The sequence below is a fragment of the Massilia niastensis DSM 21313 genome, assembly GCF_000382345.1.
Lineage (GTDB): Bacteria > Pseudomonadota > Gammaproteobacteria > Burkholderiales > Burkholderiaceae_D > Telluria > Telluria niastensis.
The window spans coordinates 48,869-67,459 of record NZ_KB908104.1; the positions used below are offsets into that span (position 1 = coordinate 48,869).

Consider the following 18,591-nt stretch of genomic DNA (forward strand, 5'->3'; position numbering starts at 1 on the left):
GTCTTGTGCTTCCTTGAACCCTGGACCTCCGCGATCCAGGATGTGAACCGAGTATAGGACCGGTTCTCTTCGGTTCTGAAGTTGTAATGCGTGATACCACCTATCATCAAATGTCGGGAGATAGGAAAGCCCGGACGCAGTAATCGGGAACGCTGATACGTCGTATCGCAACTCAGGCGTCCGGGTTCGCTCCCGCGCTGCTATCGTTGCCGCACAACGACAATGGAGACAGCCATGCAAACCAATCCCCCGGGCTGCGCCCCGGACAGCGGGCGCGGACGCGCCATCCTGATGCTGTGCCACTTCGTCGGCATGGTCGACCTGGTGGCCCTGCCGGTCTGGGTCGGCGCCCTGGTGAAGCATTACGGCTTCGACCTCGAACATGCCGTCATGATCGTCACCGCCTTCCTGGCCGGCGCGGTCGCGGCCAGCCTCGTCGCCGCGCCGCTGTTCAACCGCCTGCCGCGCACCGCCTGCGTGGTCGCCGGATACGGCGTCGCCGCGCTGGCATTCTTCGGCGCCTCCCAGGCCACCGGTTTCGGCGTCCTGGTCCCGCTGCACCTGCTGGCCGGCGCCGCCGCCGGCATGGCGCTGTCGGTCACCCACGGCACCATCGGCCGCAGCGCCAATCCGCACAAGCTGTTCGCCATCGTCGGCACCGCGCTCGGGGTCAGCGCGGTGCTGTTCTATGCGACGGTGCCGCCGGCGATCGCCCTTCACGGCGGCAGCATCCTGTTCAAGGTGTTCGCCGGCCTGATGGCGCTGGCCGCCGTGGCCGCGCTGGGCTTCCCCCGGGTCGCCAGCCGCGCCGAGCAGGCGGGAGGAAGCGGTCCGCTGCCGCGCGCCGCATGGTGGGCGATCTTCGGCGTGAGCAGCATGGCCCTCAACCAGGCGCTGACCTACAGCATGCTGGACCGGGTCGGCATCATGCGCGGTTTCAGCCAGGAGCAGGTCAATGGGCTGCTGGTGGTGTGCGGCCTGGTCAACCTGCTGCCGGCCGCGATCGCGGGCCTGCTCCAGAATCGGTTGAACCCGGTGCGCGTCGCGCTGGTGGCGGCGCCGCTGCAGGCCGCATTGGCGGTCACGATCACGCAGTCGGCTTCCTTTACCCAGTACGCCCTGGCGGCGAGCGTGTATTCGGCGGTCCTGATCTTCATGCACACCTTCCTGTTCGGCCTGATCGCCCGGCTCGATCCGAGCGGCCGCGCACTGGCCTCGACCCCGGCCATGATGATGACCGGCTCGGCGATCGGTCCGGCGCTGGCGGGCGCCGTGGCGATGCGCGCAGGTTTCGATGGCCTGGCCGTGCTGGCGGCGGTGGTGGGCGTTGCCGCCACCCTGTTCTTTTCACTGGTGGCGCGCCGCACCGGGCGCGTGGCAGCGGTACCGACAATTTAATCGATGAATGTGGAGCAGACAATGAGTGATAGCATGGGATTGAACCTCGAGCAGGCCAACCGGATCCTGACTGTCGCCCTGGCGGCGGCGCGCACGGCGGCCATGCAGCCGGTGGCGGTGGTGGTGCTGGATGCCGCCGGCCACCCGGTGGCGCTGCAGCGCGAAGACGGGGCCAGCATGCTGCGCGTCGATATCGCGCTGGGCAAGGCCTGGGCCGCCGCCGGCATGGGCGTGTCCAGCCGCGTGCTGCACGGGCGGGCGCAGGGCAATCCCGCCTTCTTCAATGCGTTGTCGGCCAACAACAACGGCAGGTTCATTCCCCAGACCGGCGCGGTGGTGATCAAGCGCGCCGACGGCGTGGTGATCGGTGCGGTCGGCGCCAGCGGCGGCAGCGGCGACGAGGACGAAGCGATCTGCATCGCCGGCGTCGCCGCCATCGGATTGAGCGCGGCATGAGCGGCGGCTACCCTCACGCGCCCGGTTGCGCCTGCGGCATCGACGTGCACGCGCACGTGATCCCGCACGATTTCCCGCGCTACCTCGGCAACGCCATTCCCGCCGACTGGCCCTCGATGGTGCCGGCGCACGCCTGCCACCGCCATGTCATGGTGTCCGGGAAGGTGTACCGCACCGTGTCCGATCGCACCTGGGACGCCAGCCGCCGCATCGAGGACATGGAGCCGATGGGCCTGTCGCACCAGGCGATCTCGCCGATGCCGGAACTGCTGTCCTACTGGATGGCCCCTGGCGCGGCGGCCCAGTTGCTGCGCTATGTGAACGAACAGATCGCGCAGATGGCCGCGCTGTCGGGTGGGCGCCTGGTCGGCATGGGCGCGGTGCCGCTGCAGGATATCGACCTGGCGCTGGCGGAACTGGATTACATCGTCGACAAGCTGGGCTTTCGCGCCATCGAAATCGGCAGCAACGTCAACGGCAAGCCGCCCGGCGCGCCCGAGTTCGCGCCCTTCTTCGCAGCCTGCGAAGAGAAGGGAGTCGCCGTGTTCGTGCACGCGCTCAAGCCGGCCGGCACGGAGCGCCTGGTCGGCCCGGCCAAGCTGCTGCCGGCGCTGGCCTATCCGACCGACGTCGGCCTGGCCGCCGCCTCGGTGCTCACGGCGAACCTGATGGCGCGCCACCCGAAGCTGCGGATCGCGTTCAGCCACGGCGGCGGCACCCTGGCCATGCTGCTGCCGCGGCTGGAACAGGCGCGCAAGGTGTTCCCCGAGCTGCATGACGCCATGCCCGCCAGCCCGTCCGAGCAGGCGCGCCAGCTCTACTACGACACCCTGGTGTTCGACCCAGGCACCCTGAACCTGCTGGTGGAGCGCTTCGGCGCCAGCCAGCTGATGATCGGCACCGATTACCCGTTCGCCTTCCACGACGCGCGCCCGGTCGAGAGCATCGCCACCGCGATTGCCGACCCGGCGGTGCGCGCCCAACTGACCACCCATAACGCGGCGCGCTTCCTCGCGCTCGACCTCAACGCATAAGGAGTTCCCATGCCAGCATCCCCAGCCGGCCAACTGCGCAGCATCGCCATCGGCGTCACCGACCTCGATGCCGCCGAACGCTTCTATACCGGCACCTGGAACCTGGAAAGCGTGGCGCGCACCGGTGACGCGGTCTACCTGCGCGGATCCGGAAGCTTCCATCACATCCTCTCCCTGCACCGGGGCGACAAGCCGGACGTGCGCAACGTGACCTTCAGCGTCGCCAGTGCCGAAGACCTGGACGCCATCGCCGCACGCACCCAGGCCAATGGCGGCAAACTGGTCGCCGGCCCGCAGCCGGTCGAGGAGCCGGGCGGCGGCACGGCCGTCACCATCGCCGACCCGCAGGGCAGGGTCCTGCGCTTCGTGCACGGCGATGAGCGCCTCGACGCGGCCGCGGACGACAGCCGCCGCCGCGACGCGCCCGAACGCATCACCCATGTGGTGTTCAACAGTTCCGACGTGGCCGTGGCCCAGCGCTTCTTCGAACAGGCGCTCGGCTTCTGCCTGTCGGACCGCACGAAGATCATGGCCTTCATGCGCTGCAACAGCGACCACCACAGCATCGCGCTGGCCGATTCCGATGCCGACACCCTGAACCACATCGCCTTCGTGATGCCGGATCTCGATGCGGTGATGCGCGGCGCCGGTCGCATGAGCGACGCCGGCTGGCCGATCGAGTGGGGCGTGGGCCGCCACGGCCCGGGCAACAACGTGTTCTCGTACTTCATCGGCCCGGACGATTTCGTCATCGAGTACACCGCCGACGTGCTGCAGGTCGACGACAGCTACAAGACCGGCGGCCCGTCCGACTGGACCTGGCCGGCGGGACGCTTCGACCAGTGGGGCGTGTCGAAACCGCCCTCGGACCGGATCAAGCAGGCCCAGAAAAAAATCCGCTTCATTGAATAATAAGCAATACTGACAGGAGAAGACCTTGAAATTCGTAAGCTACCGTGATGGCAACACCGCCCGCCTGGCTGTTCTCGACGGGAACAGCGTGATCGACCTGAACCGCCTGGTGCCGGAAGTGCCGTTTGACGCCCGCGCCGCGCTGCTGTCCGGCGTCGACCTGCTGGCCGCCGCGCGCCGCGCCATCGAACTGGCCGGCCCGAACGAGCGCCAGCCGCTGGACGGCCTGGCGCTGGCCCCGGTGGTGCCGGAACCCGGCAAGACCGTGTGCCTGGGCCTGAACTACTACGACCACGCCGCCGAGAGCGGCCGCGAGAAGCCGGTCTATCCGTGGTTCTTCCTGCGCGCCACCACCTCGCTGCTGGGCCATGGCGAAGCGTCGCCGCTGCCGCTGGTCTCGGAACGCTTCGACTACGAGGCCGAGCTGGCGGTGGTGATCGGCAAGCGCGCCCGCCACGTCAAGCGCGAGGATGCGCTGGACTATGTGTTCGGCTATTCGGTCTTCAACGACATCTCGGTGCGCGACTACCAGAAGCGCACCCCGCAATGGACGATCGGCAAGAACTTCGACCGTACCGGCGCCTTCGGCCCGGCCCTGGTCAGCGCCGACGAGCTGCCGGCCGGCGGCGCCGGCCTGCGCATCCAGTCGCGCCTGAACGGCCAGGTGATGCAGGACGCCAACACGACCGACATGATCTGGGACGTGGCCGAGACCATCGCGCTGCTGTCCGAATGCCTGACCCTGGAGCCGGGCGACGTGATCGCGATGGGCACCCCGGCCGGCGTGGGCCAGTCGCGCGTGCCGCCGGTGTGGATGAAGGATGGCGACACGATCGAAGTCGAGATCGAAGGCGTCGGCCTGCTGGTCAACAAGATCGTTAGCGAAGTCCAGCCATGAGCAGCCTGCGCGACCAGTCCAGCTACGACGTGGTGGTGGTCGGCTTCGGCCCGTCGGGCGCGGTGGCCGCCGCGCTGCTCGGGCAGGCGGGCGTGCGCACCCTGGTGGTGGACCGCAGCGACGAGGTCTATCCCAAGCCGCGCGCGATCGCCCTCGACCACGAGATCATGCGGGTGTTCCAGAACCTCGGCCTGCAGGATGCGGTCGCGCCGTTCTGCGAGCCCTTCACGCCGTCGGAATACTATGGCGTGGATGGCCAGCTGATCAAGCGCCTGGCCACCGTCGAACCGCCATACCCGCTCGGGCATACGCCGTCGATGGTGTTCACCCAGCCGCCGGTCGAACGCGCCTTGCGCGAGCACGTGCAGGCGCATCCCCTGGTCGACGTCGTGCTGGGCCAGCGCTTCACCGGCCTCGAGCAAACCGACAGGGAAGTCGCCGTGCGCTTCGAAGGCGCCGATGGCAGACAGGCCAGCGTGCAGGCGCGCTACGTGATCGGCTGCGACGGCGCCTCGAGCTCGGTGCGCGAGGCGGTCGGTATCGAGCTCGAGGACCTGCAGTTCGACGAACCGTGGCTGGTGGTCGACGTCCAGGTCAACGAGCAGGGCCTGGCCAAGCTGCCCAGGACCAGCGTGCAGTACTGCGAACCGGAGCGTCCCTGCACCTATGTGATCGGTCCGGGCAATCACCGGCGCTGGGAGATCTCGCTGCTGCCCGGCGAGGATCCGGCGTATATGGCGACCGAGGAGGGCGCCTGGAGCGTGCTGCGGCGCTGGATCGGCCCCGAGGACGCGAGCCTGTGGCGCCAGGCCAGCTACCGCTTCCACGCCCTGGTGGCGCGCGACTGGCGCAAGGGCCGGGTGTTCATCGCCGGCGACGCCGCGCACCAGCAGCCGCCCTTCCTGGGGCAGGGCATGTGCCAGGGCGTGCGCGACGTCGCCAACCTGGCGTGGAAGCTGCACGCGGTCCTCACCGGTGCGGCGCGCGACGCGGTGCTCGATACCTATGCCGAGGAGCGCCGCGAACATGTGCGCCGGCTGACCACGCGCATCAAGGAGATCGGCGCCGTCATCTGCGAACGCGACGTGGCGGCCGCAAGGAGCCGCGACGCCGGCCTGATCGCGGCCGCCGGCGGCACGATCAGGACGGTGCCGCGCCAGGACATCATCCCGCCGCTGAGCGGCGGCCTGCTGGACGAGGACCGCAGCAGCGGCGCCGGCCTGCTGTTCCCGCAGCCGCGCGTGAGCGGTCCCGAGGGACCGGTCCTGCTCGACCAGCTGACCGGCGCCGGCTGGCGCATCGTCACGACCCTGCGTCCCGACCAGCTCCCTCCCGGGCTGCTGCCGCTGGCGCTGTCGCTTGGCGCGCTGGTCTGCATCGCGCCGGGCGCACGGGAGTGTTCGATCGCGCCGCAATACCTGCAGGCCGGTGAGCTGGACGGCGTGCTGGCGGCCTGGTTCGAGCGCCACCACTGCTGCGCGGCGGTCGTGCGTCCGGATCACTACGTGTACGGTGCGACGGACAGCGGCGACGCGCTGCTGCACATGGTGGCCGAACTGCTGCACCGATTGAAGTAAAGCGGAACCCTTCACATAACAATAGACGAGACAAGCATGGCACAATCGAACGAGAACCACACCAATTCCGGGCGTCGCAAACTGCTGGGCATGGGCACGGCGCTGGCCGGCGCCGCGCTGCTCCCCGGCGCCGTGAGCGCCGCGGCCAAGGCCGGCCGCGGCTTCCCGAAAGGCTTCCTGTGGGGCGCGGCCATCGCGGGCCACCAGGCCGAAGGCGACAACGTCAACAGCGACGCCTGGTTCCTCGAGAATCTCCAGCCCACCGAGTTCAAGGAGCCGTCCGGTTCCGCGGTCGACCACTATCGCCTGTTCGACCAGGATATCGCCATGCTGGCCTCCGTCGGCCTGAACACCTTCCGCTTTTCCATCGAATGGGCCCGCGTCGAGCCGGTGGAAGGCATGTTCTCGGTGGCCGCGCTGGAGCATTACCGCGACGTCCTGCAAGCCTGCCGCAAGCGCGGGATCAAGACCGCGGTCAGCTTCAACCACTTCATCAACCCGCGCTGGTTCGCGGCCAGGGGCGGCTGGGAGGCGGAAGGTGCGCCACAGCTGTTTGCGCGCTACTGCGACAAGGTGGCGCGCCACCTCGGCCATCTGATGGACGTTGCCACCACCTTCAATGAGCCGAACCTGCCGCGCCTGCTGTTCGGGATCCCGGGTCCGCTGGCCGGGATGGCCGACAACCCGCGTATGCGCGAGATGCTGGGAAAGGCGGGCCAGCTGAGCGGCACCGGCAAATTCTCGGCATGGATCTTCGGCGACTTCGCGAAAATCGAAGCCGGCCTGCTGCAGGGGCATGAACTGGGCTACAAGGCGATCAAGGCGGTGCATCCGAAGCTGCCGGTCGGTCTCTCGATCGCGATCGCGGACGACCAGGCCGTGGACGGCGGGGAAGCGATGCGCGATCGCAAGCGCGCCATCGCCTACGAGCCCTGGTTCAAGGCGGTCACGCAACACGGCGACTTCATCGGCGTGCAGACCTATACGCGCGAACTGATCGGACCGGAAGGCGTGCGACCGCCGCCGAAGGGCGCCGAAATCACCTCGGGCCACATGGAGTACTACCCGCAGGCGCTGGAGGCGACCATCCGCTACACGGCGCAGAACGTGAAGCTGCCGATCTACGTGACCGAGAACGGCATCTCGACCGAAGACGACACCCGCCGCGTGGCCTACATCGGCACCGCGGTGCAAAGCGTGGCGAAGTGCCTGAAGGACGGCATCGACGTGCGCGGCTACATCCACTGGTCGCTGGTGGACAACTTCGAGTGGATCTTCGGCTACGGGCCGCGCTTCGGCCTGATCAGCGTCGACCGCAGCACGATGAAGCGCACCATCAAGCCGAGCGCCTGGGTGCTCGGGAAAATCGCCAGGGCCAACGGGATCTGATCGCCATGGGACGCGCCGGGATCGCGCCGCGCCTGCTGCTGCAGGAAGTCCGCCGACGATAGCAGGTATCGCCAAATTAGGCTTTGGCTGCCGTGGCGGCGCCGCTAAGCTGAAGCCTTCATTCGATGCAAACAACAGGAGACAACAACGTGGGCGGGATTATTTTTGACAACGTACGCATCTTCGACGGAGCGCAGATGCGCCCGGGCTGCGGCGCCGTGCGCGTGGAAGGCAACAGCATTACCGAGGTCGCCAGCGGCAGCATTGCGCCCCAGCCGGGCGACCGCGTGATCGACGGCCGCGGCGCCACCCTGATGCCGGGCCTGGTCGAGGCCCATGCCCACCTCTCGTGGCCAAGCTCGGTCGAGCGCTTCGTGCCCGGCATGGCGCTGCCGCCCGAAGACCTGGTGCTGACCACCGCACGCAACGCCCGCATCCTGCTCGACCATGGCTTCACCAGCGCGTATTCGGCGGGCGCCCTGAGCAAGTCGGTCGAAGTGGTGCTGAACAGTTTCATCACCAGCGGCGGGATGCCGGGGCCGCGCCTGATCGCCTCCTCGATCGAACGCTCGCCGCCGCAGGAAGGCGAGGAGCTCGATCCGGGCCAGGTGGCCGGCGGCAGCGGTCCGGAAGCGATGCGCGCCTTCGTGCGCGAGTGCGCCACGCTCGGCGCCAAGTCGGTCAAGTTCCTGCTGTCGGGCGAGGATGCGCTGATGCCGGGCGCCTCGCAGCAGTTGCTGTACACCCAGGAAGAAGCCAGCGCGGCCGGCGAGCAGGCGCGCGAATCCGGCGTCTGGCTGGCATGCCATGCGCAGGCGTCGGAAGCGGTCAAGATGGCGCTGCGCGCCAACTTCCGCGTGCTCTACCATTGCACCTATGCCGACCAGGAAGCGCTCGACATGCTCGAAGCCAAGCGCGACGAGATCTACATCGCCCCGGCGATCGGCATCATCCAGGCGACCCTGGACGCGGCGCCGCCGCCGCACTTCGACATGAGCCACATGAAGCGCAGCGCCGCCGAGGTGCTGGAACTGCAGAAGAAACTGGTGCCGGAACTGAGGCGGCGCGGCCTGAAGGTCCTGCCGGGCGGGGACTACGGCTTCCCGTTCAATCCGAACGGCCGCAATGCGCGCGACCTGGAGCTGTTCGTGCAGCACTTCGGCTATACCCCCGAGGAAGCGCTGTCGGCGGCGACCCTGCTGGGCGGCGAACTGATGGGCATGGGCGACAAGCTGGGGCAGATCCGGCCGGGCTTCCTGGCCGACCTGCTGCTGGTCGACGGCGACCCGGCGGAAGACGTCACCGTGCTGCAGGACCGCAAGCGCCTGCGCGCCATCATGAAGGATGGCCGCTTCCACAAGGATCCGGCGCTGGCCGAGCTGTAAGGGGATGCGATGACGCCAGAACTCGAACAGGCCATCCGGGCCGCCGGGCCGGTGATCGACCAGCCTGCGGCCAAGGCGCTGTATGCGCCCCTGCTGGCGGACGCGCCGCGCGGCGGCGCGGTGGTGCGCGACATCGCCTACGGCGACGACGAACGCCACCGGCTCGACCTCTACCTGCCGCTGGGCGCCGACGCTCCGGCGCCGGTCGTGATCTTCCTGCATGGCGGCGGCTTCGTCCGCGGCGACAAGGGCGACCGCTATCACGTGGGCGACTATTTTTCGCGCCATGGGGTGCTGGCGGTGCTGCCGAACTACCGTCTCGGCCCGCGCCATCGCTGGCCGGCCGGAGCGCAAGACGTGTCCTCGGTGCTGGCCTGGGCGCGCGACAACGTGGCGGCGCACGGCGGCAATCCGGAGCACATCGTGCTGGTCGGGGAGTCGGCCGGCGCCGCGCACATCGCGGCCGCGACGCTGATGCGGCGCTTCCATCCGCCCGGCGGCCTGAAGCTCGCCGGGGTGTTCCTGGCGTCCGGCGTGTACAACGCCGAACTGGAGCTGCTGGCGCGCAGCCAGCTCGGGATCGCGACGCCCGACCCGCGCAACGAAGCCTATTTCGGCACGGATTTCGCCGCTTACCGCGCGATGTCGACCGTGGCGCAGATCGATGCCGACCCGTTCCCGCTGGCGCTCAGCTACGCGGAGCTCGACCCGATCCAGATGCAGGCGCAGGCGGGGGAGCTGTTCGCCCGCCTGGTCACCCGGCATGGCTTCCAGCCGCGGATCTCGGTGGTGCGCGGCCACAACCACCTGACCCAGGTCTATTCGATCAACAGCGGCGACGAGGCGCTGTCGGGACTCATGCTCGCGTTCGTGCGCAAGCCGCTGGCCTGAGTACTCGCCCATCAATCAATGTGTTGTCGGCTTCCATGACCGGCGCGTTGCTGCGTTGGCTCCCGCTTGCAGTGCCCGCACTGCGGCGCGGTCGCCGTGTTGCGCCGTATCCGGTCCTGTTCGCCAAAACTCACATTTGTTTCTCTTCGAGTACTTGGCGTTTTTCCTGCGATTGCCGGTCCGCACCACGCTTTGCGCGCGGCGCGGGCTTTTTTTCGTGACAGATGGAGCAAAAATACATACAGTTAAGAAATAAGCTTCGAGCATATACAACGTAGGAGACAACAATGCGATTCAACAGGCTGGATCTGAACCTGCTGCTGGCGCTCGACGCGCTGCTGGAAGAACAGAACATCACCCGCGCGGCGACCCGCGTCAGCGTGAGCCAATCGGCAATGAGCGGAATGCTGGCGCGCCTGCGCGAGTTCTTCGAGGACGACCTGCTGGCCTCGGTCGGCCGCAACATGGAACTGACGGTGCTGGGCCAGCAACTGGTCGGGCCGGTACGCGACCTGATCCTGCATATCCACACCACGGTCGGCATGCGCGTCAGCTTCGACCCTGCGCGCGAGACGCGCTGCATGAAGATCATGGCCTCGGATTACGCGATCGAGGTCTTCCTCAACAAGGTGGTGGCGCGGGTCCTGCGCGACGCGCCCAACATGACCCTGGAACTGGTGCCGCTGTCCGACGACGCGGCCGAGAAGCTGCGGCGCGGGGAGAACGACTTCCTGATCATCCCGCGCAATTTCCTCGATCCCGAGCATCCGCAGCGGCTGCTGTTCGAAGACCATTACTGCACCGTGCTCTGGGAAGGCAATACCCAGGTCGGCGATACGCTCGATGCCGCCACCTATGAAAGCATGGTGCACATCGCGCCGATGCTGGGCCGTCCACGCTCGCCGACGGTGGAAGAACACATGCTGCAGGCCCAGAACGTCAAGCGCAAGATCCGCGTCACGACCTTCGATTTCACCAGCATGGCCACCGCCCTGGTCGGCACCGACCTGGTGGCGACCATGCATACGCGCCTGGCGCTGGCCTGCGCGCGCCGGCTGCCGATCCGGATCCTGCCGCTGCCCTACCAGTTGCCGGTAATGGCGGAATGCCTGCAATGGCACCGGTACCAGGAAAACGATCCCTGCCACATCTGGCTGCGCGGGATCATGCTGGAAATCGCGCGCGGCCTGCCGCCGAACGAGCAGTTGCCGATGGCGCCCCTGAGTGCAGGGTCCTTGAAGGCGGGGCCGTATGGCGGGGGGGAGCGCAAGAGTGGCGCTGCGAAGGGAAATCGGCAGGACGCAGGCGAGGCTGTCGTCAAGGCCTGACATGCAGGGTGGGCGGAGAAAATCAGTCCAGTGGACTGATTTCCCGCCCACCCTATACCGGACTTGCGCGGGACGCTAAGGCTTGAGTTCCTCCCGCCAGCGATCCCGATAGGCTTCCAGGCCCGGCAATGCCAGGGCCGCGACTGCCTTGCCGCTCCCGGGCGCCACGGCATCCCGATAGCGCAGCATCCATCCCCCGCACACCGTGCCGCTGGCGTCGTCCGAGTAGCTGACCGCCTGCTGCGGACGCAAGGCGGCGAGCAGCGCGCCAAACCAGGGATTGGCGGTAAAACTCCCTTCGACCGCCAGCGGCCCGCTGGCCCCCAGCGCATCCAGGCAGTAGTCGGTGAGCAGCACGCAGTACAGTGTCGCCAGCGCGTAGCGTTCGCGCGCGTCCGCCGGCGCCGGACCGGTCATGCCGCCGCTGCGCCCCGCGAACGGCCCGCCGGTGGCGGCGAAGCAGGGCAGGGCCATGCTTCCCTTGGCGATCAGGCGCGCCAGGTCGTCCGGCGTGCAGGCCTGCGGCTGGAGCCCGGCCAGCTCGCCGAATTCCCTTCCGCCCATGAAGCGCATGCAGGCCACCGGCTGGCCCAGCGCATTCGTGTTGGCCAGCATGTCGGCGCCTTCGTCCAGCGCATCGAGCGGCGCCCCCAGGGCGGCGGCGATCACCCAGGTGCCGGTGGACAGGACGGTGCGCGGCCCGGAGTCCCGATCCAGGTAGCGCATCAGCGACGCATTGCTGTCGTGGATCCCGCACAGCACCTGGCAGGAAGCCGGCAGGCCGGTGGCGGCCGCCACTTCCGGCAGGAGCCCGCCCAGCGCGGCATGGGGCGGCAGCAGCGGCGGCATCAGCGCCTGCCATCCGGTGCGCGCCACAAGGCTCGAATAGCGCTGTTCGCGCGCATTCCACAAGTCGGTGTGGCAGCCCAGCGACGTCGCTTCGCCGGCGGCGCAGCCCGACAGGCGCCAGGCCCAGTATTGCGGGTACATCAGGAGATGGCGTGCGCGTCCGAACTCTTCGGGAAAGCGCTGCGCCAGCCAGGCCAGCTGCCGGCCCAGGTTGAGGCCGGCCGGCAGGGCGGGCGAGCAGGTCTCGCCGAAGGATGGACGCAGGCCCGCATAGTCGACGCCGGGCAGCGCGGCCTCGTAGTCGAGCACCGGCAGCACCAGGCCGTCGTCGTCGACCAGCGCGGCGGTGGCGCCGTGGGTGACCGGGACGATGGCCGAGATGGCGGCCAGCGGCGCGAACTCGCGGCAAGCGGCCAGCAGCCATGCCCACAGGCCTTCGGTGTCGTGGTGCGGGTAGGGGCCGTCGGTGAGCACGGCGTTGGCGCGGCGGCGTTCGGCCAGCACGCGGCCGCTCGCGTCGACCAGGGCCAGCTTGGCATTGGTCTTGCCGATATCGAGGACGATCAGGGCGTCGGTAGTCATCATTGTCCTATCCGCGCGCGGCGCGTGCACGCAGCAGGCGCGGGAGGGCGATCGTGGCCAGCAGCAGGACGCCGACCACGATCGTCATGTAGATGCCCGGGATATTGGCCAGCGCCATGCCGTAGGTGACGGTCCCCAGGGTGAAGACCGCGAGCAGCACGCCGCCGATGGTGCCGGCCCCGCCCGCGATGCTGACGCCGCCGAGGATCACCATGGTGATGATCTCCAGCTCCCAGCCGCTGGCGATGTTCGGACGGGTGCTGCCGATCCGGCCGGTCAGCAGGAAGGCGGCCAGGCCGGCGACGGCGCCGGTCAGCATGAACAGCGCCAGGCGGTAGCGGTCGACGGCGATGCCGGAGAAGCGGGCCGCGTCCGGGTTGTTGCCGATGGCGTAGATGCGGCGTCCCCAGGAGGTCGTGTGCAGCAGCACGGCGAACAGGCTTGCCGCCACCAGCAGCACCACGAAGCTGCGCGGCACGATGCCGAATACATAACCCTGGCCCCAGTCGGCCAGCAGCGCCGGGTAGCCGGTAAAGGCCTTGTCGCCCAGCACCACGCTGGCCAGGCCGCGGAACAGCGACACGGTGCCGATGGTGACGACGATCGACGGCAGCGCGAAGCGGGTGACCAGGAAGCCGTTCAGGAAGCCGCAGGCGGTGCCGGTCGCCAGTGCCACCAGCGGCAGCGCCTCGGGCGGCATCCCGGCATTCATCGCCAGCCCCATCGCCACCGAGGACAGGGCGAGGATGCCGGCCACCGAGATGTCGATCTCGCGGCAGATGATGAGCAGGGCCATCGGCAGCGCGATCAGGGCCTTCTCGCTGAAGTTGGCGGTGCCGTCCAGCAGGTTGACCAGGTCGAGGAAGTAGGGCATCGCGACGCTGTTGAAGACGAACACCGCGACGAACAGGATCGCCAGCAGGCTTTCCCAGCGGCCGAACAGGTGTTTCAGCCGGCGCGTCTCGCGGTCGAGGATGGTGTAGCGGGATTGGGACATGGTGTCGCCCTGGATGGCAGTGGTCGGGTTCATGCGGCGCTCCTCATGGCTGGGAGCCCGGACTGGCGTTCGGCAGGATGCAGCGGCAGGATCTGGCGGCTGCGGTGCATGTTGCCGCGGGCGTTGATCAGGACCGCGACCAGGATCACCAGGCCGGTCAGTGCGCTTTGCCAGAACGGCGACACCTGCAGCACCGGCAGCGCGTTGCCGATCACGGTCAGGAACAGCGCCCCCAGCATCGCGCCGCCGACCGAACCCACGCCGCCGCTGATGCTCACGCCCCCGATCACGCAGGCGGCGATCACGGTGAACTCGAAGCCGTAGGCGATCTCGGTATAGGCCACCGCGTAGCGCGCCACCCACAGGTAGCCGCACAGGCCGGCGACGGCGCCGGACAGGCCGTAGGTCCACAGCAGCCGGCGCGCGCTCGGGATGCCGATGTAGGCGGCGCAGGCGGGGGCATTGCCGATCGCGTACAGGTCACGGCCGAAACGGCTGTGGCGCGCCAGGAACGACATCCCGATGACAGTGGCGGCGGCGATCCACACCAGGTGCGGAATACCGAGCAGGCGCTCGAGCGGGAAGGCGATGAAATCCTGGGGCATGTGGTGGGCCGAGACCCATTTGCCGCCGGACAGCGCGAACACCAGGCCGCGGTAGACGCTCATGGTGCCGAGCGTGATCACGATCGGCGGCAGCGCCAGCTGTCCGATCAGCCAGCCGTTGACCAGGCCCAGGACCAGGCCGACGCAGGTGGCGGCCAGCACGATCAGGAGCAGCGGCAGTTCGGGGTGCCGCGCGCCCAGCATCGCCGCGACCATGCCCGACAAGGCCAGGTTGGACGCCACCGACAGGTCGATGCCGCGCGTGACGATCACCAGCATCTGGGTCAGCGCCAGCATCACCAGCAGGGTGCTGTCGGTCACCAGGTTGCCCAGCGATGCGCCGGACAGGAAGACCGGCGCGCGCAGGCCGACCAGGCCCACCAGCAGCACGATCACGAGGGCGAGGAGAACCTCGCGTTGCTTGAGCAGCTTCATGCCGTCTCCACGTCTTGTTGGTTGTCGAGGTCGATGCCGGAGGCGGTCGCCACCACGCGTTCCGGCGTCGCTTCGGCGCGCTCGAACACGCGCTGCACCCGGCCATGGTGCATGACCACGATGCGGTCGGCCATGCCCAGCACTTCGGGCAGCTCGGACGACACCAGGATCACCGACAGGCCGCGCGTGACGAGCTGGCTGATGAAGCGGTGCACCGCCGCCTTGGAACCGATGTCGATGCCCTTGGTGGGTTCGTCCAGGATGATGATCTTCGGGTCGGTCGCGAGCCACTTGCCGAGCACCACCTTCTGCTGGTTGCCGCCCGAGAGTTCGGCCACGTTCTGGGCCAGGTGGCTGGCTTTCAGTTCGAGCTGCTCCGCGAAGTGGCGCGCGATCCTGGTCTCCTCGGCACGGCGCCCGCCGCGCAGGAAGAAGCCGATGCGCGACAGGATGGGCAGGGTGATGTTATGGATGATGGGCATGGTCAGGTGGGCGCCGTGATGCTGCCGGTCTTCCGGCACGTAGGCGATGCCGTGGGCGATCGCCTGGCCCGGCGTGCCGACGTGGACCGGCTTGCCCTCCAGGCGCACGCTGCCGCGCACGTCGCGCGTCATGCCGAACAGGGCCTGCATCACTTCCGAGCGTCCGGCGCCGACCAGGCCATAGAAGCCCAGGATCTCGCCACGGCGCAAGGTGAACGACACGCCGTCGAATTCGGTCGGGTGGCACAGGTTCTCGACTTCGAGCAGCGGCGCGCCGATCTCGGCATCCAGCTTGGGATAGGCCTGGTGCACGGCGCGGCCGACCATCAGCGCGACCAGTTCGGCCTCGCTGATGTCCGCCAGCTCCCCTTCGGCCACGAACTGCCCGTCGCGCAGCACCGTGTAGCAGTCGGCGACCTCGAAGATTTCGTCGAACTTGTGCGAGATGAAGATGACGGCGGTGCCGCTGGCCTTGAGCTGGGCGATGATGCGGTACAGCTCGCGGATCTCGTGCTGCGACAGGGCCGCGGTGGGTTCGTCCATGATGACCACGCGCGCTTCCTGCGACAGGGCGCGCGCGATCTCGACGAAATGGCGCTGCGCCACCGACAGGTCCTTGACCCGCGCGCGCACCGGCAGCGCCACCTCGAGGCGCGCGAACAGGGCTTCGGCATCGGACTCGATGCGCGCCCAGTCGATGCGGCCCATGGCGCGCGTGGGCTGGCGGCCGACGTAGATGTTCTCGGCCACCGTCAGTTCGTCGAACATCACGGTTTCCTGGTGCACCGCGGTGATCCCCGCGGCCATCGCCTCCTGGGGACTGGCGAAGGCGACCGGCTGGCCGTCCAGCAGGATGCTGCCTTCGTCCGGGCGATGGATGCCGGTCAGCGTCTTGACCATGGTGGACTTGCCGGCGCCGTTCTCGCCGACCAGGGCCATGACCTGGCCGGCCCGGATGGTGAGGTTCACGCCGTTCAGGGCATGGATGCCGTTGAAGCGCTTGCTGATCCCGGACAGTTGCAGTACCGGCGCGCCCGCGCCGCTGGTGGGCGCGGCGTCAAGCAGGGTAGGGCTGGAGCGTAGAGTGGCTGGCATATCGTTATGCAAACAGGTTGTGAACCGTACAGCGGCCGCGCAGGCCGTCATCCCTCGTTCCCGTGCACCGCGGAACGAGGTCTCGATGAAACACTGTGGATGAAACGCCTAGAACAGCTTCGCGAACTTGTCGATGTTGTCGCTGTTGTAGGTGAACGGCGGACCAAGTGCGGCTTCGCCCCTGGCGTCGAGCGTCACGCTGCCCATGCGTCCCACCGAGACCTGGGCGCCGGCCTTCGTCCCGGCCTTGCCCTTGACGAATTCGGCGGCCGCGTAGGTGGCGGCGTAGCCCAGGTCGATCGGGTTCCAGATCGCGAACTCGCGCACCGCGCCGCTCTTGACGTGGCCGGCCATCTCGGACGGCAGCCCGAGACCGGTCACGAAGACCTTGCCGACCAGTTTTTCGTCGGCCACCGCCTTGCTGGCGGCGACGATGCCCACCGTGGTCGGCGCGATGATCGCCTTCAGGTTCGGGTGGCTGCGCAGCAGGCCGATGGCCTCGCGGTAGCTCTTGTCCGACTGGTCGTCGCCATAGACCGTGGCGACCAGCTTGACTTTCGCATACTCGGGCTTCTCGAGCACCTTCTTCATGACCCCGATCCAGATGTTCTGGTTGGTCGCCTGGGCCGAGGCGGACAGGATCGCGATCTCGCCCGCGCCGCCGATGTTGTGCGCCGCCATCTGGATCTGCTTTTCGCCGATCAGGCTGGCGTTGGAGGGATTCAGCTGCATCTGGCGGCCTTCCGGCGCCAGGCCGCTGTCGAACGAGATCACCTTGATCCCGCGCTTCATCGCCTTCTGCGCGATCGGCACCAGGGCGTTCGGATCGTTGGCCGAGATCACGATCGCATCGACCTTCTGGCTGATCAGCGCGTTGATGATCTCGATCTGGCCTTCGGCGCTGGGCGTGGTCGGGCCGGTGTAGATCACCTCGACGTCGCCCAGCTGCCTGGCCGCTTCGTTCGCGCCCTGGTGGGCGGCATCGAAGAAGCCGTTGCCGAGGTTCTTGACGACCATCGCGATGCGGGTCTTTTCGGGTTTCCTGTCGCAGCCGGCGCTACCGAGGAGGGCGCCGGCGGCCAGCGCCGCCAGCAGGAGTCGTGTGAGCTTCAAAGGGTCGTCTCCATCTGTTCGTGCGCCTCGAAGTGCGCCGCGGCCTGCAGGTCGTACCGGGCGTCGAGGCCTGTTTCCAGGTTCGGCGCCGCGGCGTCGGGTTCGACGATGACCACCTTGATGCCATACCCTTCGAGCAGCTGCACCGCCTTGTCGGAGACCCCGGTGTCGGTGATCACGCAGGAGACCCGGTCCAGTCCGCACAGGATCAGGCCGGCCTTGCGCGCGAATTTCGAACTGTCGGCCAGCACCACCAGCTGCTCGGCCTGGCTGATCAGGCGCTTCTCCGCCTGGATCAGGACCGGGTCGGCTTCCATCAGGCCCAGCATCGACAGGCCGTACACGCTCATGAACATCTTGCTGGCGTAGTGGTGCTGGGTGATGTCGTTGTCGAACGGGGACAGGATGACGTTCTGCTCGCGGTAGATCTTCCCGCCCGGGACGATGATCTCGTTCTCGCTCGAGGTCAGCAGCCTTTCCGCCATCAGGAAGGAATTGGTCAGGATCTTCATCTGCTTGTCGGCCAGGAACTCGGCCATCATGAAGGTCGTGGTGCCGCCATTGATGATGATGGTCTCGCCGTCCGCGCACAGCGAGGCCGCGTGGCGCGCGATGGCGCGCTTGCAGTCGGCCTGGCAGCGGATGTTGTTCTGGAAGGTCTCGCTCGACAGCGGGTGCTGGCGCGACTTGGGCAGCAGGTTCTCCGCTCCGCCGCGGGTGCGGGTGAGCAGGTTGCGTTCCACCAGCCAGCTGATATCGCGCCTGACCGTGGCCGGCGAGGCGTTGAGCCATTCGACGAGCTGCGCGACAGTCGCGCTCTGGTGCTCGGCAAGCAGTTTCAATAACTGCTTGCGGCGTTTGTGATTCACCATGTGTCTCCTCCATATGCCGCCGTTGACGGTCGTGCATTTTTTTCAGCTTAATGAGCAGTCCCTGCCGGGTCAATCACCAAATGATCAACTTGCTGATTATTTTCCGTTGGTGTCGCGCCAATCCGCTCATTTCAATCAATTCCGTGATTATTCGCTGCTTCCGGGCCGGATCGGCCGGTTTGCCGTTGACACTGCCTGCACCGCTGATTTCTACTATTTTTGGACGCCACGGATGTGCATGCACGACGCGGAAGTAGCGCGACATGACCGCCATCGGGCGATGGCAGGCACAC

Annotated in this window: 16 protein-coding genes; 10 read left to right on the forward strand and 6 right to left on the reverse strand. The window is 67.8% G+C overall.

Translation table 11 applies throughout. The annotated features are described in order from the left end of the window. Positions 1 to 234: 234 nt before the first annotated feature. From H162_RS0117175 to H162_RS0117220, 10 genes are all read left to right on the forward strand, one after another. Positions 235 to 1,398, forward strand: a complete 1,164-nt coding sequence (locus H162_RS0117175) for an MFS transporter (RefSeq protein ID WP_020654722.1) — start codon at positions 235 to 237, stop codon at positions 1,396 to 1,398. A gap of 21 nt (positions 1,399 to 1,419) precedes the next feature. Next, a complete protein-coding gene (locus H162_RS0117180) occupies positions 1,420 to 1,854 on the forward strand; it encodes a GlcG/HbpS family heme-binding protein (protein ID WP_229452119.1) in 435 nt (144 codons plus the stop codon). Continuing rightward, complete coding sequence (locus tag H162_RS0117185) at positions 1,851 to 2,888, forward strand: amidohydrolase family protein (protein WP_020654724.1); 1,038 nt, start codon at positions 1,851 to 1,853, stop codon at positions 2,886 to 2,888. The genes H162_RS0117180 and H162_RS0117185 overlap by 4 nt, the downstream gene beginning before the upstream one ends. A 9-nt stretch (positions 2,889 to 2,897) precedes the next feature. After that, complete coding sequence (locus H162_RS0117190; protein WP_020654725.1) at positions 2,898 to 3,800, forward strand: VOC family protein; 903 nt, start codon at positions 2,898 to 2,900, stop codon at positions 3,798 to 3,800. Between the two features lie 25 nt (positions 3,801 to 3,825). Next, positions 3,826 to 4,698, forward strand: a complete 873-nt coding sequence (locus tag H162_RS0117195) for a fumarylacetoacetate hydrolase family protein (protein WP_020654726.1) — start codon at positions 3,826 to 3,828, stop codon at positions 4,696 to 4,698. Continuing rightward, positions 4,695 to 6,275 (forward strand): bifunctional 3-(3-hydroxy-phenyl)propionate/3-hydroxycinnamic acid hydroxylase, encoded by a 1,581-nt coding sequence (locus H162_RS0117200; protein ID WP_020654727.1) that lies wholly within the window; start codon positions 4,695 to 4,697, stop codon positions 6,273 to 6,275. The genes H162_RS0117195 and H162_RS0117200 overlap by 4 nt, the downstream gene beginning before the upstream one ends. A gap of 36 nt (positions 6,276 to 6,311) precedes the next feature. Then, the gene (locus H162_RS0117205; RefSeq protein ID WP_020654728.1) at positions 6,312 to 7,664 is read left to right on the forward strand and encodes a glycoside hydrolase family 1 protein; all 1,353 of its coding nucleotides are present in this window, start codon (positions 6,312 to 6,314) and stop codon (positions 7,662 to 7,664) included. A 125-nt stretch (positions 7,665 to 7,789) separates the two neighbouring features. Continuing rightward, on the forward strand, positions 7,790 to 9,049 hold the full coding sequence (locus tag H162_RS0117210; protein ID WP_040787632.1) for an amidohydrolase family protein: 1,260 nt from the start codon (positions 7,790 to 7,792) through the stop codon (positions 9,047 to 9,049). Between the two features lie 9 nt (positions 9,050 to 9,058). Further along, on the forward strand, positions 9,059 to 9,940 hold the full coding sequence (locus tag H162_RS0117215; protein WP_020654730.1) for an alpha/beta hydrolase: 882 nt from the start codon (positions 9,059 to 9,061) through the stop codon (positions 9,938 to 9,940). 287 nt (positions 9,941 to 10,227) lie between these two features. Further along, positions 10,228 to 11,268 carry a LysR family transcriptional regulator gene (locus H162_RS0117220; RefSeq protein ID WP_020654731.1) on the forward strand — a complete coding sequence of 347 codons (1,041 nt, stop codon included), beginning with the start codon at positions 10,228 to 10,230 and terminating at the stop codon, positions 11,266 to 11,268. A gap of 75 nt (positions 11,269 to 11,343) precedes the next feature. On the opposite strand, the gene H162_RS0117225 is transcribed toward H162_RS0117220, so the two are convergent. The 6 genes from H162_RS0117225 to H162_RS0117250 all read right to left on the reverse strand — a co-directional run bounded on the left by H162_RS0117225 (position 11,344) and on the right by H162_RS0117250 (position 18,298). Next, positions 11,344 to 12,702, reverse strand: coding sequence for an FGGY-family carbohydrate kinase (locus tag H162_RS0117225; protein ID WP_020654732.1), 1,359 nt, complete (start codon positions 12,700 to 12,702; stop codon positions 11,344 to 11,346). A gap of 4 nt (positions 12,703 to 12,706) precedes the next feature. Beyond that, positions 12,707 to 13,729 (reverse strand): ABC transporter permease, encoded by a 1,023-nt coding sequence (locus H162_RS0117230; protein WP_020654733.1) that lies wholly within the window; start codon positions 13,727 to 13,729, stop codon positions 12,707 to 12,709. Continuing rightward, positions 13,726 to 14,736, reverse strand: a complete 1,011-nt coding sequence (locus tag H162_RS0117235; RefSeq protein ID WP_020654734.1) for an ABC transporter permease — start codon at positions 14,734 to 14,736, stop codon at positions 13,726 to 13,728. Before H162_RS0117235 ends, H162_RS0117230 begins: the two co-directional genes overlap by 4 nt. After that, a complete protein-coding gene (locus H162_RS0117240) occupies positions 14,733 to 16,313 on the reverse strand; it encodes a sugar ABC transporter ATP-binding protein (RefSeq protein ID WP_020654735.1) in 1,581 nt (526 codons plus the stop codon). Before H162_RS0117240 ends, H162_RS0117235 begins: the two co-directional genes overlap by 4 nt. A 108-nt stretch (positions 16,314 to 16,421) precedes the next feature. After that, a complete protein-coding gene (gene rhaS, locus H162_RS0117245; RefSeq protein WP_020654736.1) occupies positions 16,422 to 17,426 on the reverse strand; it encodes a rhamnose ABC transporter substrate-binding protein in 1,005 nt (334 codons plus the stop codon). Continuing rightward, positions 17,423 to 18,298 (reverse strand): DeoR/GlpR family DNA-binding transcription regulator, encoded by an 876-nt coding sequence (locus tag H162_RS0117250; protein ID WP_020654737.1) that lies wholly within the window; start codon positions 18,296 to 18,298, stop codon positions 17,423 to 17,425. Before H162_RS0117250 ends, rhaS begins: the two co-directional genes overlap by 4 nt. Between the last annotated feature and the right edge of the window lie 293 nt (positions 18,299 to 18,591).